This is a genomic window from Rhizobium leguminosarum (assembly GCF_004123835.1).
GTDB classification, from domain to species: Bacteria; Pseudomonadota; Alphaproteobacteria; order Rhizobiales; family Rhizobiaceae; genus Rhizobium; species Rhizobium leguminosarum_M.
The window spans coordinates 36,349-53,798 of sequence record NZ_MZMU01000025.1 but is presented as its reverse complement, the minus strand read 5'-3'; the positions used below and the strand labels follow the sequence as shown (position 1 = coordinate 53,798).

Here is a 17,450-nt window from a genome sequence, read left to right as displayed (position 1 = left end):
TTGATGACGAACGAGACCTTCACCATCGCCATCGATGGCCCGGCGGCGGCGGGCAAGGGCACGCTCTCGCGCCTCATCGCAGAGCGCTACGGATATCACCATCTTGATACCGGCCTGACCTATCGCGCCACGGCCAAGGCGCTGCTCGATGCCGGCCTGTCGCTCGACGACGTGGCGGTGGCGGAAAAGATCGCGCGAGAGGTTGAACTCGCCGGATTGGATCGCGATATACTTTCGAAACATGAGATCGGCGAAGCGGCCTCGAAGATTGCCGTCATGCCGGCGGTGCGCCGGGCGCTGGTCGAGGCGCAGCGACGGTTTTCGACGAAAGCGCCGGGAACGGTGCTCGACGGGCGCGATATCGGCACGGTCGTCTGTCCGAATGCGGCGGTGAAATTCTATGTAACGGCGTCGCCGGAAGTCCGCGCAAGACGCCGTTATGACGAGATCCTCGGCAAGGGCCTGACGGCGGATTTCGATGCGATATTCGAGGACGTCAAGCGGCGCGACGAACGCGACATGGGACGGGCCGACAGCCCTTTGAAACCAGCTGATGATGCGCACTTGCTTGATACGTCGGAAATGAGTATAGAGGCCGCGTTTCAAGCTGCTCAATCGATCATCGATGCGGTCTTGAGCCGAAATGCCTAAATTCAAGCGATTTTGCGTGCTCTGAGCATGGATCGCTGCTAATACAGCAAGCCTGAAATTCCGTCCAAGCGCCGGATTGCCTTCGTAAGAGAAGGCGGACTGGGTTCAGGCCCATTCAACGCAAACCAACCGGCGCATACGTGTCCGCTTCCGTTTCAGGACACGCAGGAGATTTTATGTCAGTAGCTACCCCCTCCCGCGAGGATTTCGCGGCTCTTCTCGAAGAGTCCTTTGCCAAGAACGACCTGGCCGAAGGCTATGTCACCAAGGGCATCGTCACGGGCATCGAGAAGGACGTCGCCGTTGTCGACGTCGGCCTGAAGGTTGAAGGCCGCATCGCGCTCAAGGAATTCGGCGCGCGCGCCAAGGACGGCCTGTTGAAGGTCGGCGACGAAGTCGAAGTTTACGTCGAGCGCATCGAAAACGCGCTTGGCGAAGCCGTTCTGTCGCGCGAGAAGGCTCGCCGCGAAGAGAGCTGGGTCAAGCTCGAAGCCAAGTTCGAAGCTGGCGAGCGCGTCGAAGGCGTGATCTTCAACCAGGTCAAGGGCGGCTTCACCGTCGACCTCGACGGTGCGATCGCCTTCCTGCCGCGCTCTCAGGTCGATATTCGCCCGATCCGCGACGTGACCCCGCTGATGCACAATCCGCAGCCCTTCGAAATCCTCAAGATGGACAAGCGCCGCGGCAACATCGTGGTTTCGCGCCGTACGGTTCTGGAAGAATCCCGTGCCGAGCAGCGTTCTGAAATCGTTCAGAACCTCGAAGAAGGCCAGGTTGTCGACGGCGTCGTCAAGAACATCACCGATTACGGTGCGTTCGTCGACCTCGGCGGCATCGACGGCCTGCTGCACGTCACCGATATGGCATGGCGCCGTGTGAACCATCCGTCGGAAATCCTGAACATCGGCCAGCAGGTCAAGGTTCAGATCATCCGCATCAACCAGGAAACCCACCGTATCTCGCTCGGCATGAAGCAGCTCGAGTCCGATCCGTGGGATGGCATCCAGGCCAAGTATCCGGAAGGCAAGAAGATTTCCGGTACCGTTACGAATATCACCGACTACGGTGCATTCGTCGAGCTGGAGCCGGGCATCGAAGGCCTGATCCACATCTCGGAAATGTCCTGGACCAAGAAGAACGTTCACCCCGGCAAGATCCTGTCCACGAGCCAGGAAGTCGAAGTCGTCGTTCTCGAAGTCGATCCGTCCAAGCGCCGTATCTCGCTCGGCCTCAAGCAGACGCTGGAAAACCCGTGGGCAGCATTCGCCCGCAGCCATCCGGCCGGCACTGAAGTCGAAGGCGAAGTCAAGAACAAGACCGAATTCGGCCTGTTCATCGGCCTCGACGGCGATGTCGACGGCATGGTGCACCTCTCCGACCTCGACTGGAACCGTCCGGGCGAACAGGTCATCGAGGAGTTCAACAAGGGTGACGTCGTCAAGGCCGTCGTTCTGGACGTCGATGTCGAGAAGGAACGCATCTCGCTCGGCATCAAGCAGCTCGGCAAGGATGCAGTCGGCGACGCCGCTGCTTCTGGCGACCTGCGCAAGAATGCAGTCGTTTCCTGCGAAGTCATCGCGGTCAACGACGGCGGCGTCGAAGTGAAGCTCGTCAACCACGAGGACATCACTTCCTTCATCCGTCGCGCCGACCTCGCCCGCGATCGCGACGAGCAGCGCCCCGAGCGCTTCTCGGTCGGCCAGGTGTTCGACGCCCGCGTCACCAACTTCTCCAAGAAGGACCGCAAGATCATGCTGTCCATCAAGGCTCTGGAGATTGCGGAAGAGAAGGAAGCCGTTGCCCAGTTCGGTTCGTCCGACAGCGGCGCTTCGCTCGGCGACATCCTGGGCGCAGCCCTGAAGAACCGCGGCGGCGAATAAGCCTCACCGCCTTTGAATTGAAGAACCCGCCGGAGCGATCCGGCGGGTTCTTCATTTTCAGGCTTTAAAAAAAGCTATTCCCAGCCGACCATGCGTTGATAGAGGGCATAGACCGGATCGGCGGCCGCGCCTGCCGGCTGATGAGCCACTGGTTCGGAATCGATCATCCTCGGGGTCCTCCGCGCGGGTGCTGCGTCGGTCTCTTCGCCGTCGGGCTCGGCATCCTCGCCGCCGGACTGCGCCTGCTGCTCGTCCTGATTCTGATCCTGTGGGGCGCCGTCGCGATGGTGCTGGTGGTGGGTTTCGCCTGCCTTTTCGTTCGACAGGATATCCTTGGCGAACTGATAGGGCAGCTGGGTGTAGGCAAGTCCCTCCGGCATTCTTGCCGCCAGCGGCACATAGGGGGATTCGATCGTCTCCGGGAGCGGTATCATTTCCGCTTGGGCGGAGACTTCCCTCGGCTGGCGGGTCTCGACAACCAAGGGCGGGATATCCGGCTGCGACGGGCGGAGCGCTGCGGTCTGGCGGACGTCCGGCGCGGCAAGTTCCACCGGCTGCTTAGTCAAGCTCCCGGTCGCCTCGCTGATGACGGCGTCATCGAGGATCGTATCGATTTCCACCGCCGCCTCGACGGGAACATCCTCCAGCACGGTTTCGATTTCCTGCTCGCGGATGAGGGTGGCGATCATCTCCGAGGCTTCTTCGGTCATGGAGGCGACGATCCCTGCCCAGTTCCTGGGAATGACGGGATCGGCCTTGTCGGACACTATGCGGGGCTGAACGGCCGATTGCTCCACCGCTTCCTGCGTATCCTCGATTTTGTCCAGATCCGTTGACAATAATTGCTGGGCTTCGATCTCCTGCGGCAGGGATTCTTCCGCGGCGACTTCCGCTGCCGCCACCGGGGCAGGCTGGGCCGGGGCTTCTTCAGGCTGTGGCGTTTCCGGATCGGCGGCCTCGACAGTTTCGGCGATAAGCGGCTCTTCGGCAGTCACGAGCGCTGCAGCCTCGGTCAACGGAGCGACCAATACCGGCACCTTTTCCGCCAGCTGGCGCGTGGCGGCAGCCGGCCTGTTGTCCTCATGCAGCCGGATCTCGGGGCGAGCTTCGGCGCGCATCGGCGAGGCGTCGTTCTGGCGATAGGAGCGCACGACCGCGCGGGCGGCGAGATCACGATCCTTGTAGCGGACGATTTCCAGATAGGCGACGATGCGGGCGGCTTCAGGGCCAGTCGGGTTTTTCAGGGCCTCGGCGATCGTCCGGAGCGGCACGCTATGCCCCTGCTCGGTGAGCTGACGCTCGACCTCGTCGATCCTGGCGGCTGGCAGCCGCCGGATGGCATCGGCGAGCCGAGAGGCAAAGGCAAGATTGCTCTCGTCCTCGCCACGATCCAGCGAGAGCGAGCGGCCTGCCGCATCGATGACATCGAAAAGGGCTTCGACCATGCGCTCGCGCGCCGCAAGGAGCAGAATATTGAGCTTGCCGGCAATGGCGGAATTGAGGTCTGCGGCTTCGACGGCGTTGACAGGCGCGGGGGCAATCACCGAGTGGCCGAGACCACTGGCGACGATCGCCGCTGTCTGACCCTGGGACGAAAAGCTTGCATTGGACGCTGCACGAACGGGAGTCAACATGGCATGCTCCTTTCGTAAAGTGACGATGAAAGCAGGCTCTAGAAAAGGACCGCGCTCATCCGGTCCCCTTGCATCCCAGCAGATCCTCCTGTCCGCATGACGCAGTTCCGGCGCCATCGAAATGCATAAAAATTAACAGGAATATTAATGAACAGGCGTTAACGAATCGCTAACGGCCGCCGGCAAGTCTGCCGTACGGCTATTGGCAAACGCAGAATGAAGGCAATTCGCTCAGCTATGGGCGAAGATATCGGCCTCTTCCCAGCCGAGCAGGTCAAGCTTGGCGCGGGTCGGCAGGAATTCGAAGCAAGCCGTCGCATGATCATAGCGGCCGTCCCGGATCAGGCGTTCCGTCAGCTTATTGCGCAACGCATGCAGATAAAGCACGTCGGAGGCGGCATATTCGAGCTGGGCTGGAGACAGCGTCTCGGCCGCCCAGTCGGAAGATTGCTGCGCCTTAGAGATATCGACGTCGAGCATCTCCTTGAGATTGTCCTTGAGGCCGTGGCGATCCGTATAAGTCCGGATCAGGCGCGAGGCGATCTTGGTGCAGAAAACCGGGGTCGTCGTGACGCCGAAGGTATGGAAGAGCACGGCAATATCGAAGCGGCCGTAATGAAAGATCTTCTGATGGGTGGGGTCTTCGAGCAGGGCGACAAGATTGGGTGCCCTTTTCTGACCGGCGGCGATGCGGATGATATCGGCGGTGCCGTCACCCGGCGAAAGCTGGACGACGCAGAGCCGATCGCGGCGCGGCACCAGGCCGAGCGTTTCGGTGTCGATCGCAATCGCGCCGGTGTAGCGGGCAATGTCGGCCGCTGAAATATCGCCTTCGTGATAACGTATGGTCGCTGCCATGAGACTGTCTTTCGTTCGATGCATCCCCTACAGCGCCGCACGTCTTTTCGAGAGCCGCAAAGGACGCTCTAGCACTTGAATGGCTGCATAACTTTATGCAGCAGCGCTATAACGCAAAGACGCAGAATACGAAACCGCTTTCCTGCCGCGGACCGTTCAGAATGTCGGCGGCGTATTGATCCAGAGAAGCACGGTTTCGCCATCGTGACGGTTGCGCCAGGAATGATCGCGGCGGCTTTCGAAATAGAGTGAATCGCCGGGGCCGAGATCAAAGAACTGATCGCCGTCGAGCACCAGTTCGAGCCGGCCGGACAGAACATGCATGAATTCCTCGCCCTCGTGGCGATAGGCGCCCTCGCTGGCAGCACCGGGCGCCAGCACGAAACGATGGCAGTCCATCATCCTACGGCCTTCGGCGAGGAGCTGCACCGTGAGGCCCGGCGTCGTTTCCGGCCAGTTGCGCCATTCGCCAGCGCGTACTAGCGCCGGCACATCAGCGCTTTCCTCACCGGAGAGGCGAGAGACGGTGGTGCCGTAATACTCTGCCAGATCGTGCAGCGTCTTGAAACCGACGCCCTGCGAGGTGCGCTCCAGCGTGGACAGCGTCGACGAGGTGATGCCGATGTCGCCGGCCACCTGATCGAGTGTCTTGCCGCTCGCATGGCGCAGGCTGCGGAGCTTGCGGCCGAGGCCGGTATCCTGGCTTGTCTCGGCGCCATCGGCGGAAGGTTCCTCGCTCTCCAGCGCCTCGCGGATTGCCGCGGGATTGAGCCCGCGCTCGACACGATACCAGGAGATGCGCTTCAACCGCGCCACATCGTCGGCGCTGTATTGCCGGTGACCGGTTTCCGAACGGCCGGGAACCACCAGACCCTGGCTTTCCCAAAGACGCAGTGTCGAGGCCGAAACGCCCGCCAGCCGCGCGGCTTCCGCCACCTTGTAGCGTACAGGCCCATTATCATCCATGCGAAACTATCTCCGATTCCAATCGCCCCAGAACCTCCATCAAAAAGCGTGATGTTTGAAGCAAAAAATGCCTCTTGCTTTCTTGCAGGAAAAATGTAGGTGTTTTATATACATCTTGCAGAAATTATACAAGATAGCTTTCAAACCCTTTCAGCGCAGGAGCCATCGATGAACGCGACAAGCCTTACCGACCGGAAGAACGCCGCTATTTCACGCGGCGTCGGCGTGACCACTCAGATCTATGCTGATCGCGCAGAGAATGCGGAGATCTGGGACAAGGAAGGCCGGCGTTACATCGATTTCGCCGCCGGCATCGCCGTTCTCAATACCGGCCACCGCCATCCCCGGGTCATCGCAGCGGTCAAGGATCAGCTCGACCGCTTCACCCATACCTGCCATCAGGTGGTGCCTTACGAAAGCTACGTTCACCTTGCCGAACGGCTGAACGCGCTGCTGCCTGGTGATTTCGAGAAGAAGACGATCTTCGTCACGACGGGCGCCGAAGCTGTCGAGAACGCCGTCAAGATCGCGCGCGCCGCAACCGGCCGCTCGGCCGTCATCGCCTTTGGCGGCGGCTTCCATGGCCGCACCTTCATGGGCATGGCGCTGACCGGCAAGGTCGTGCCCTACAAGGTCGGCTTCGGCGCGATGCCCGGCGACGTGTTTCATATTCCCTTCCCGATCGAGCTGCACGGCGTCACCGCCGATCAGTCGCTGGCGGCGCTGAAGAAGCTCTTCGCCGCCGATGTCGATCCGCAGCGCGTCGCGGCCATCATCATCGAGCCGGTACAGGGCGAAGGCGGCTTCTACTCCGCACCCGCCGCCTTCATGAAGGCGCTGCGCGAGCTCTGCGACCAGCACGGCATCCTGCTGATCGCCGACGAGGTGCAGACCGGTTTTGCCCGCACCGGCAGGATGTTCGCAATGGATCACCACGAGGTAGCGCCCGACCTGACGACGATGGCAAAGAGCCTCGCCGGCGGCTTTCCGCTCGCCGCCGTCACCGGCCGCGCCGCGATCATGGATGCGCCAGGACCGGGCGGGCTCGGCGGCACCTATGGCGGCAATCCGCTCGGGATCGCCGCTGCCCACGCCGTGCTCGACGTCATTGCTGACGAAGATCTCTGCAACCGCGCCAACCAGCTTGGCGGACGGCTCAAGCAGCGGCTGGAATCGTTGCGCGAGACGGTGCCGGAGATCGTCGATATCCGCGGACCGGGCTTCATGAACGCCGTCGAATTCAACGACTGGACGACGGGACTGCCGAGCGCGGAATTCGCCAACCGGGTGCGGCTGATCGCGCTCGACAAGGGCCTGATCCTGCTCACCTGCGGCGTCCACGGAAACGTCATCCGCTTCCTCGCGCCGATCACCATCCAGGACGAGATCTTCGGCGAGGCGCTCGATATTCTCGAGGCTTCGATGCTCGAAGCAAGCGCGGGCCGTTAAGCGCACCCGAACCGGATTTCAATGGCTGCCGGCAACCGGCAGCCGCACTCCCAAGGAGGATATGACATGGCTTTCACCAGCGCACTGACCAAGCACGTTCCCTTCTCCTCGCCCTTGCTGCGCGATGCCGGCTATATCGACGGCGTCTGGACGTCAGGCGATGCCACAAAGACTTTCGACGTGCTGAACCCGGCAACCGGCGAACTGCTCGCCTCGCTGCCCGATATGGGTGCGGCCGAGACGCGGGCGGCAATCGACGCGGCCCATGCCGCCCAGCCCGGCTGGGCTGCCCGTCCGGCCAGGGAGCGCAGCGCGATCCTGCGCAAATGGTTCGACCTGATGGTCGCCAATGCCGACGAACTCGCGGCAATCCTCACCGCCGAAATGGGCAAGCCGTTCCCGGAAGCGCGCGGCGAGATCCTTTATGCCGCGGCCTATATCGAATGGTATGCGGAGGAAGCAAAGCGCATCTACGGCGAGACGATCCCCGCGCCTTCCGACGATAAACGGATGATCGTCATCCGGCAGCCGGTCGGCGTCGTCGGCACGATCACGCCGTGGAATTTCCCGGCGGCGATGATCACCCGCAAGATCGCCCCGGCGCTTGCCGTCGGCTGCACCGTGGTCTCGAAGCCCGCCGAACAGACGCCGCTGACGGCGATCGCGCTTGCCGTGCTCGCCGAGCAGGCGGGCATTCCCGCCGGTGTCTTCAACGTCATCGTCGGGGTCGACGGTCCGGCGATCGGCCGCGAGCTCTGCGGCAATGAAAAGGTGCGCAAGATCAGCTTCACCGGTTCGACGGAAGTCGGCCGCATCCTGATGCGGCAGTGCGCCGACCAGATCAAGAAGGTGAGCCTGGAGCTCGGCGGCAACGCCCCCTTCATCGTCTTTGACGATGCCGATCTCGACGCTGCCGTCGAAGGCGCGATCGCTTCCAAATACCGCAATGCCGGTCAGACCTGCGTCTGCGCCAACCGCCTCTATGTCCAGTCGAACGTCTATGACGCCTTCGCCGCCAAGCTTGCCGCGAAGGTCGCCGAGATGCCGGTCGGCGACGGCTTCAAGCCGGGTGTCGTGATCGGGCCGCTGATCGACGCGCAAGGCCTTGCCAAGGTCGAAGATCATGTCAGCGACGCGGTTGCCAAGGGCGCCAAGGTGGTAACCGGCGGCAAGCGCATCGATGGTGCCGGCACCTTCTTCACGCCGACGGTGCTGACAGGCGTTGCGCGCGGCATGAAGGTGGCGCGCGAGGAGACCTTCGGGCCGGTGGCGCCGCTCTTTCGCTTCGACACGGTCGAGGATGTCATCAACCAAGCCAACGACACGGAGTTCGGCCTCGCCGCCTATTTCTACGCCGGCGATTTGAAGAAGGTCTGGCGGGTGGCGGAAGCGCTGGAATACGGCATGATCGGCATCAATACCGGCTTGATGTCATCCGAGACGGCGCCCTTCGGCGGCATCAAGCAATCCGGCCTTGGCCGCGAAGGTTCGCGGCACGGCGCCGACGACTATCTGGAAATGAAATATCTCTGCATCGGCGGCGTTTGATTGCACCGAGGGCACGCGGCATTGGGCCGCGTGCCGTCAATAATGCGGCGGCCGGGTGATGCCAGGCACTTCCAGCGACTGCTCTTCCAGCGACAGGAAGCGTTCGGTCAGGCGGTCGAGCTTGGTGCGCATCTGCTCGACCGTCTTCCATTGCTCGGCGAGTTGATCGGAAAGCTCTTCGATCGTCTTTGCCTGGTGAGCCAGCATTTCTTCCAGCTGGGTGATGCGGTTCGTCTCGTCGGACATTAGAGCCTTTCCGGGTTAGATTGCAGCATTCTGCCGGAGCAGGTTTTCGTCAGGGCAGAGGCGATTGGCGACGGGCATACCCCTTGGTACGTCCGAGCCGATCGCCTCTGATCCTGGCGCAAAGATGCCCGGCCCACCGGCCGCACCGCTTCGCCATGGCGAAGCGACAAGTGCGTCCGGCGATTTTAAGTCTTGCAGATTTGCCTCGCAAATCTGCGGGAGGGTTGGCTGAAACGGGCCGCCTGCTCGACCGGCCGGCTTGGCCGTAGAGCCGGGCTACGACGCGCGCCGGCCGGTCGACCATCCGACTCCGTTTGAGCCAACAGAATACTACAATCTAACCCGGAAAGGCTCTACATCCTCCTTTGCCGAAACCGGCAGAACAGATGGTTCTCCCAAAGCGGAAATAGGCCGCCGCGTCAATGCTTTCCATGCCCGGCGCGGCCACGCGCAAAACTGTACCGTTTGGTTACTAAAAGACCTTGCCGCGCCTGATGTTGTGGGGTAGGCCGTTATCCATCAGGGAGGAATACTGATGGATGCAGGAAACGGCTTTCTTCATCCGGACCGGCTTTTTCCGGCTGATCCGGCAACACGGACCATCGCGCGAGAGCTCTACGAGACGGTGCGCAATCTTCCGATCGTCAGCCCGCATGGGCACACCGAACCGTCCTGGTTCGCCGACGACAAGCCCTTCGAAGACGCGGCCTCGCTGCTGGTCATTCCCGATCACTATCTCTTCCGGATGCTCCACAGCGTCGGCGTCGCCTTGGACGATCTCGGCGTGCCGCGGCTCGACGGCAAGCCTGTGGCTGAGGGGCGGGCGATCTGGCGGAGCTTTGCCGCGCATTACCATCTCTTCCGCGGGACGCCCTCGAGCCTCTGGGTCGATCACGCCATGTCGGCCGTGCTCGGCTGCACCGAGCCGCTGACGCCAGACAATGCCGATGCGCTCTACGACCATATCAATGCCCAGCTTGCCCGTCCCGAATTCCGCCCGCGGGCGCTGCATCAGCGATTCGGCATCGAAACGATCGCGACGACGGATGGAGCGCTCGATCCTCTGGCGCATCACCAGAAGATGGCGGCCGACGGCTGGATCGGCAAGGTCCGCACCACCTACCGGCCGGATAGCGTCACCGATCCGGACGCCGTCGGCTTCCGCGACAATCTCGTCAAGTTCGGGGAGATCACCGGCACTGAGGTCACGCGCTGGGACGGCCTGATCGAGGCGCATCGGCGCCGGCGCGCCTATTTCCGCCAGTTCGGCGCCACCGCGACCGATCACGGCGTGCCCACCGCCTTCACCGCCGACCTGCCGCTTTCGGAAAAACAGGCGCTGCTCGACAAGGCGCTGAGGGGTCCGCTTTCGCCTGAGGAGGCAGAGCTCTTCCGTGGCCAGATGATGACCGAGATGGCCGGGCTTTCGGCCGAGGACGGCATGGTGATGCAGATCCATGCCGGCTCGAGGCGCAATACCGACCGCGGGCTGTTTGTGACGCGCGGCGCCAATATGGGCGCCGATATTCCGACACGCACGGACTGGGTCGGCGGCCTGAATGCGCTGCTTTCCAAGTACGGCCATGCGCCGGGGCTCAGGGTGCTGCTGTTCACGCTCGACGAGACGACCTATGCACGCGAGCTGGCGCCCATGGCTGGCCATTGGCCCTGCCTGATGATCGGCCCGCCCTGGTGGTTCCACGACAGCCCGCTCGGCATCCGCCGTTACCTCGACCAGGTCGTCGAGACGGCAGGCTTTGCCAATATGGCGGGTTTCAACGACGATACGCGCGCGCTGCTATCGATCCCGGCGCGGCATGACGTCTGGCGCCGCGAAGTCTGCCGCTTCCTTGCCCAGCTTGCCGCCGAGCACCGGATTTCCAGGCGGGAAGCCGAGATCGTCGCAGGCGAGCTCTCCTATGACAATGCAAAGAAGGCCTACAAGCTGTGACCGAACGACTGCAGACCCTTCCCGGCCTTGCGCCGACGGCGAAACTTCCCGCCTATGACAGGAATGCGCTGAAGGCCGGCATCCTGCATCTCGGGCCGGGCGCTTTCTTCCGCGCCCATTTCGCACCCTTCACGGACGGCGCGCTCGCAGCCGCAGGCGGCGACTGGGGCATCGAGGTGGCAAGTCTGCGCACGCCCGATGTCGCCGACAATCTGAGCGCCCAGAACGGGCTCTATACGACGCTGATCCGCGATACCTCAGGCACGACGGCTGAGGTGGTCGGCTCGATCCTGAAGGCACATGTGGCGCCGCGCGATCCGGCCGGCCTGCTGGCGCGGCTCGAAGACCCCGATATCCGCATCGTCAGCATGACGGTGACGGAAAAGGCCTATGGTTTCGATCCCGCAACCGGCGGCCTCGACCTGAAACACCCCGATATCGTCGCCGACCTTGCCAACCGGCATGCGCCGCGCGGCGTCATCGGCTATCTAGTCGAAGGCCTCGCCCGCCGCCGGCAGAAGGGCATCGCGCCCTTCACGCCGCTGAGCTGCGACAACCTGCCGAGCAACGGCGCCGTGCTGAAGCGCCTGGTGCTGGAATTCACCTCCCGCATCGATCCCGACCTGCATGGCTGGATCGAGGCGAATGTGCCCTTCCCGTCGACGATGGTCGACCGCATCACGCCGGCCAGCACCGAGGCGACCTATGCCGATGCCGAACGGCTGACGGGCCGCACGGATATGGCGGCGATCGAGACCGAACCCTTTACGCAATGGGTCATCGAAGACCATTTCGCCAATGGCCGGCCGGCCTGGGAAAAGGTGCGCGGCGCACTGATGGTCGAGGAGGTCTCCTCCTACGAGAAAATGAAGCTGCGGATGCTGAACGGCGCGCATTCGCTGCTTGCCTATCTCGGTTATATCGGCGGCTATGAATTCATCCGCGACGTCATGGACGATACCGGCCTCGCAGCACTGGCCTACCGGCACATACATGCGGCCGCCAGAACACTCGATGCAGTTCCCGGCATCGATCTCGATGATTATGCCAACGAATTGATAGCGCGCTTTGCAAACAAGGCGATCGCACATCGCACCTATCAGATCGCCATGGACGGCACGCAGAAACTGCCGCAGCGGCTGCTGGAGCCGGCAAGCGAGGCGCTGGCGCATGGCGACAGGGCGGAGACCTATGCGATCGCCGTAGCGGCGTGGATGCGCTACGCGATCGGCGAACACGGCAACGGCGAGCGTTATGAGCTGCGCGATCCCAGGGCTGCGGAAATCGCCGCTCTCATCGCCGATATCCCGCACACCGGCCTGGCGATCTCGGCTGCTCTATTCACCCTTCCCGGACTGTTCCCGGCGGCTTTGACAGGCCACCGGGCCTGGACGCAGGATGTGGCTGACAAGCTGGAGATCCTGATCCAGGACGACCGGCTGCCGCTGTTCTGAGGTTTGGGGCTTCTGGCGCAGATTCTATCTCTTCCTCATCCTGTCCTCTTCCTCGGGGGCACGTCTTGCGCTGACTAAGGAGATCGCAAAGCGTTGCCACACGTCTCTTCTCCCCAGCGGGGAGAAGGTGCCGGCAGGCGGTTGAGGGGGTGAGCGGCGAAGCCGCGAATGCGCTGAGCGCAAGCGAAGGGCAATGAATGGTGTGCCGTGTGGCCCCCTCATCCGACCCTTCGGGCCACCTTCTCCCCGCTGGGGAGAAGAGGGGTCAAGCCGCGACCGTCCCGCTTTGACGCTGAGACACGGCAAACCCAAATCGCATGGTCAGGCCTTCACCCGCGCCATATCGGGATCGTAGAGCGGCGACAGCGATACCTTGCAAGGGATGCGTTCCCGCGCGACGTCAAGCTCATAGGTGCCTGAGAGGACGAAATCCTCGGTCACCCCGTCGGGATTGCGGACGTAGCCGTAGCCGATCGGCTTGCCCAGCGTATAACCGAAGCCGCCGCTCGACAGCCAGCCGACGCGCTTGCCGTCGCGATAGATCGTTTCACGGCCGAACAGCACGGCATCGGCATCCTCGGGAATGAAGCAGGCGAGGCGCTTCTTGACGCCTCCCGAAAGCTGCCGCTCGATCGCCTCACGGCCGCGGAACGGAATATTCTTCCGCATCTTCACCGCCCAGCCGAGACCGGCTTCAACAGGCGTATGGTCGGGACCGATATCCGAGCCCCAGGCGCGATAACCCTTTTCCAGGCGGCAGCTCTCAATGGCGCGGTAACCGGCATTGACGAGGCCGAGTTCACCGCCTGCTGCCATCAGCACGTCATAGACCGTGGTCGCATACTCGACGGGAACATGCAGTTCGTAGCCGAGCTCCCCGACATAGGTGATGCGCAACGCCCGCACCGGGCAGCCTGCAATGCCGATGGTCCTGACCTTGCCGAAGGGGAAGGCCGCATTCGAGACGTCGCTGCCCGTCACCTTTTCCAGCACGGCGCGGGAATTCGGTCCCATCAGCGACAGCACGGAATAGGCGGATGTGACGTCGACCAGCTCGGCATGCATCGCCGCCGGGATATTGCGTGCGATCCAGTCGAAGTCATGGGTGGCAAAGCCGGTACCGGTGACGATGTAATATTCGTTCTCGGCGATGCGGGCGACCGTCACGTCGCATTCGATGCCGCCCTTGTCGTTCAGCATCTGCGTGTAGACAAGCGATCCCACAGGCCTTGCGACATCGTTGGCGGCGATCCAGGACAAGGCTGCCTCGGCATCCCTGCCCTTCAGCACGAATTTGGCAAAGGAGGTCTGGTCGAAGATGACGGCCGCTTCGCGCACCGCCTTATGCTCGCGGCCGACGGCGCCGAACCAGTTCTGCCTGGTGTAGCTGTAGACATCCTTCGGCTCCTCGTTGGCGAAGAGATCGGCAAACCAGTTCGGCCGCTCCCAGCCGAGCTTTTCGCCGAAACAGGCGCCCTGCGCCTTCAGCCGGTCATAGAGCGGCGATTTGCGGCAGGGGCGGCCGCTCGAATGTTCCTCGAACGGCCAGGCCATGGTGTAATGTTTGCCATATGCTTCGAGCGTGCGTGTCCGCACCCAGTCGGTATCGAAATGCGGCCGGCCGAAACGGCGGATATCGACCGGCCAGAGATCATAGGGCGGTTCGCCCTTCGTCACCCATTCGGCAAGCGCCATGCCGGCGCCGCCGGCCGAAGCGATGCCGAAGGCGTTGAAACCGGCGCCGACGAAGAAATTCTTCAGCTCCGGCGCCTCGCCGAGAATGAAGTTGCCATCCGGCGTGAAGCTTTCCGGGCCGTTCAGCAACTGCTTGACGCCGACGTTTTCCAACGCCGGGACGCGGCCGAGCGCCTGTTCCATGATCTGCTCGAAATGGTCGAAATTGCTGTCCAGCAGCGTGTAGTGGAAACCTTCGGGGATACCGTTTTTCGCCCAGGGAATGGGATTCGGCTCGTAGCCGCCCATGACGATGCCGCCGACCTCTTCCTTGTAATAGGTCAGGCGATCGGGATCGCGCAGCGTCGGCAGGTTCGAGGGCACGCCGAAGGATTCAGTGATGATGTATTGGTGCTCGACGGAGACCAGCGGCACGTTGACGCCGAAGCGGGCGGCGAAGGCGCGCGTCCATTGACCGGCACAGACGACGACGCGCTCGCATTCGATGCGCCCTTGCGCCGTGACGACGGCACGAATTCTCCCCTTGTCGATTTCAAGGTCGAGGACTTCGGTGTCCTCGAAGATCGAAACGCCCGACATGCGGGCGCCCTTGGCCAGCGCCTGGGTGATGTCGGAGGGATTGGCCTGGCCGTCGGTCGGGAGGAAGGCGGCGCCGACGAGATCGTCGATCGTCATCAGCGGCCAGAGATCGAAGGCTTCCTGCGGGGTCAGCAATTGCATTTCGAGGCCGAAGGACTGCGCCGTGGTCGCCTGGCGTCTGACCTCGGTCCAGCGTTCCTCGTTGCAGGCAAGGCGCAGGCCGCCATTCATCTTCCAGCCGGTGCCGAGACCCGTTTCCTCTTCCAGCCGCTTGTAGAGATCGACGGAATAGCCGAGAAGCTGGGTGATATTGGCGCTGGTGCGCAGCTGGCCGACGAGGCCGGCGGCGTGGAAGGTGGTGCCCGAGGTAAGCTTCTTGCGCTCCAGCAGCACGGTATCGGTCCAGCCGAGTTTAGCGAGATGATAGGCTGTCGAGCAGCCGATGATGCCGCCGCCGATGACCACGGCTTTCGCCGTCTTCGGTAATTCCTTCGTCATTTATTGATCCCGTTCAAAGGCTTGATAGGCGCGTTCGAAGCGCGCGAGATTTTCGGCCGTGTAGCCGGCGTAATCGAAATCGATGCTGGAATGAATTTCCGAAATCATGCTCCAGAGCGTCTCGCGCAGCAGCGAGGCACATTTCATCGCGGCATAGCGCGTGGCGAGATCATCGGTCAGTGGCCGGTCGAAATAGGTCTCCAGCATCGTGCGCTCGGCCGCTTGCGAGAGTTCATTGTTGGAGGCCAATCCGCCAAGATCGAAAAGCGGCGTGTTGAAACCGGCATAGTCCCAGTCGATCAGCCAGAGCCGCTTGCCGTCATCGAGAAAGTTGGCGGCCAGCAGGTCGTTGTGGCCGAAGGCGATCTCGAAAGGTCCTGCCGCCTCTTCCAGCGTCTCGGCCTTGCCAACGAGCCCCGGCAGCAGAGGAAGGTAGGCGCTCTCCGACGCCTCCAGATTGGCGGCGTAATCGCGGATGACGTGGAAGACCCAGAAGATCATCGCCTGACCGCGGAAATGCCGGGCGATGTCGCGATGGCAGGCACGGACCAGCGGCAAGACCCGGGCGAGCATGTGCGGCGTCCTGATATCCTCCGGCAAAAGCGCCCGCGCCTCGATATATTCGAGCACCAGCACGCCCGGCGAATGATGAATGACGGCAGGCGATATGCCGGCGGCATGGGCCGCACGGCTTGCGGCAAGCTCGTTCTGCCTGTTGATGTGATGGATCGGGATATCGGTGCCGAGTCTCACCACGCAACGCGCGACGGCATCGCTGACCAGATAGTTCCGATTGGTGATGCCGCCTGCTATCGGCGAAATGTCGATCAGGCCCTGCCAGATGCCGAGCGCATGAATCCTATCTTCAGGCGTCATGCTATCCCCCTTGCCCTCTGGAAATGATGGGACAGAGGGGGATCGACTGTCAAGCAGCGGGATTAGATCGTCTTGCCCGAGGCATCGAAGACGTGGCAGCGGGCCGGATCGAAGGAAGCCTTCACATTGGTGCCGCGTTCCACCTTTTGCTGGCCGTCGAGTGCGACGGTCAGGAGCTGGTTATCCGGCGTCGTGGTGTAAAGCATGGTGGCGCCGCCGAGATTTTCGACGAGATCGACGTTGACGGTCGAGAGCGTGATTGCGCCTTCGGCCAGCGAAAGATGCTCGGGACGGATGCCGAAGGTGACCTCCTGTCCCGCCTCGCCTCTCAGCCGGCGCGGCAGGCGGACGGAATTGCCGCAGACATGGATGCTGGTTTCGGCCTCGCCGACCTGCTCGATGCGGGCCTTCAGGAAATTCATCTTCGGGCTGCCGATGAAGCCGGCGACGAAGCGGTTGGCCGGGTTGTTGTAGAGATCGAGCGGCGCGCCGACCTGCTCGATACGGCCCGAATTCAGCACCACGATCTTGTCCGCCATCGTCATGGCTTCGACCTGGTCATGGGTGACATAGATCATCGTATTGCCGAGGCTGCGGTGCAGGCGGGAGATCTCGACGCGCATCTGCACGCGCAGTTCGGCGTCAAGGTTCGACAACGGCTCGTCGAACAGGAAGATGCGCGGCTCACGCACGATGGCGCGGCCGATCGCGACGCGCTGGCGCTGGCCGCCGGAGAGCGCCTTCGGCTTGCGCTCCAACAGCTTCTCGATCTGCAGGATTTCGGCGGCGCGCTTCACCTTCGGCTGGATCTCGGCCTTCTTGTAACCCGCCGTCTCCAGGCCGAAGGCGAGGTTCTTGTAAACCGACATATGCGGATAGAGCGCGTAGGACTGGAAAACCATGGCGATGCCGCGCTTGGCCGGCGCCACCTCGTTCATACGCTCGCTGTCGAGCAAAAGCGCGCCGCCCGAAATCTCCTCGAGGCCGGCAATCATGCGCAGAAGGGTGGATTTTCCGCAGCCGGAGGGGCCGACGAAAACGACGAATTCGCCGGGATCGATCGTCAGATCGATGCCATGGATCACATCCATCGCGCCGTAGCGCTTCTCGACCTTCTGAAGAACGACACTGGTTGCCATCTTCTCAAAACCCTCTCTTTTTATCT

General features: G+C 62.6%; 13 protein-coding genes. 6 read left to right on the top strand and 7 right to left on the bottom strand.

All coding sequences use genetic code 11. The features are described 5' to 3' along the window. Nucleotides 1-3: 3 nt before the first annotated feature. On the top strand, nt 4-651 hold the full coding sequence (gene cmk, locus B5P46_RS32160; protein WP_129422249.1) for a (d)CMP kinase: 648 nt from the start codon (nt 4-6) through the stop codon (nt 649-651). 176 nt (nt 652-827) lie between these two features. After that, a complete protein-coding gene (gene rpsA / locus B5P46_RS32155) occupies nt 828-2,531 on the top strand; it encodes a 30S ribosomal protein S1 (RefSeq protein ID WP_003544285.1) in 1,704 nt (567 codons plus the stop codon). 74 nt (nt 2,532-2,605) lie between these two features. Here rpsA and B5P46_RS32150 read toward each other — a convergent pair whose 3' ends face one another. From B5P46_RS32150 to B5P46_RS32140, 3 genes are all read right to left on the bottom strand, one after another. Then, on the bottom strand, nt 2,606-4,165 hold the full coding sequence (locus B5P46_RS32150) for a hypothetical protein (protein ID WP_129422248.1): 1,560 nt from the start codon (nt 4,163-4,165) through the stop codon (nt 2,606-2,608). Nucleotides 4,166-4,396: 231 nt separating this feature from the next. Further along, nucleotides 4,397-5,023 carry a ribonuclease D gene (locus B5P46_RS32145; protein WP_129422247.1) on the bottom strand — a complete coding sequence of 209 codons (627 nt, stop codon included), beginning with the start codon at nt 5,021-5,023 and terminating at the stop codon, nt 4,397-4,399. A gap of 156 nt (nt 5,024-5,179) precedes the next feature. Beyond that, nucleotides 5,180-5,989 (bottom strand): MerR family transcriptional regulator, encoded by an 810-nt coding sequence (locus tag B5P46_RS32140; RefSeq protein WP_129422246.1) that lies wholly within the window; start codon nt 5,987-5,989, stop codon nt 5,180-5,182. 168 nt (nt 5,990-6,157) lie between these two features. On the opposite strand from B5P46_RS32140, the gene B5P46_RS32135 reads away from it, so the two are divergent. Both B5P46_RS32135 and B5P46_RS32130 read left to right on the top strand, forming a co-directional pair. After that, nucleotides 6,158-7,438: a 4-aminobutyrate--2-oxoglutarate transaminase gene (locus B5P46_RS32135; RefSeq protein ID WP_129422245.1), complete on the top strand. Its 1,281-nt coding sequence runs from the start codon at nt 6,158-6,160 to the stop codon at nt 7,436-7,438. A gap of 66 nt (nt 7,439-7,504) precedes the next feature. Further along, nucleotides 7,505-8,986 carry an NAD-dependent succinate-semialdehyde dehydrogenase gene (locus B5P46_RS32130; protein ID WP_129422244.1) on the top strand — a complete coding sequence of 494 codons (1,482 nt, stop codon included), beginning with the start codon at nt 7,505-7,507 and terminating at the stop codon, nt 8,984-8,986. 36 nt (nt 8,987-9,022) lie between these two features. Here the strand turns inward: B5P46_RS32130 and B5P46_RS32125 are convergent, their stop codons facing one another. After that, nucleotides 9,023-9,232, bottom strand: coding sequence for a SlyX family protein (locus B5P46_RS32125; protein WP_129422243.1), 210 nt, complete (start codon nt 9,230-9,232; stop codon nt 9,023-9,025). 535 nt (nt 9,233-9,767) lie between these two features. Here B5P46_RS32125 and uxaC point away from each other — a divergent pair. Continuing rightward, complete coding sequence (gene uxaC / locus B5P46_RS32110; protein ID WP_129422242.1) at nt 9,768-11,183, top strand: glucuronate isomerase; 1,416 nt, start codon at nt 9,768-9,770, stop codon at nt 11,181-11,183. After that, nucleotides 11,180-12,637, top strand: coding sequence for a mannitol dehydrogenase family protein (locus B5P46_RS32105; protein ID WP_129422241.1), 1,458 nt, complete (start codon nt 11,180-11,182; stop codon nt 12,635-12,637). The genes uxaC and B5P46_RS32105 overlap by 4 nt, the downstream gene beginning before the upstream one ends. Before the next feature lie 321 nt (nt 12,638-12,958). Here B5P46_RS32105 and B5P46_RS32100 read toward each other — a convergent pair whose 3' ends face one another. From B5P46_RS32100 to B5P46_RS32090, 3 genes are all read right to left on the bottom strand, one after another. Further along, on the bottom strand, nt 12,959-15,409 hold the full coding sequence (locus tag B5P46_RS32100; protein WP_129422240.1) for a GcvT family protein: 2,451 nt from the start codon (nt 15,407-15,409) through the stop codon (nt 12,959-12,961). Then, nucleotides 15,410-16,285 carry a phosphotransferase gene (locus B5P46_RS32095; RefSeq protein WP_129422239.1) on the bottom strand — a complete coding sequence of 292 codons (876 nt, stop codon included), beginning with the start codon at nt 16,283-16,285 and terminating at the stop codon, nt 15,410-15,412. Between the two features lie 62 nt (nt 16,286-16,347). Continuing rightward, nucleotides 16,348-17,424 (bottom strand): ABC transporter ATP-binding protein, encoded by a 1,077-nt coding sequence (locus tag B5P46_RS32090; protein WP_129422238.1) that lies wholly within the window; start codon nt 17,422-17,424, stop codon nt 16,348-16,350. Between the last annotated feature and the right edge of the window lie 26 nt (nt 17,425-17,450).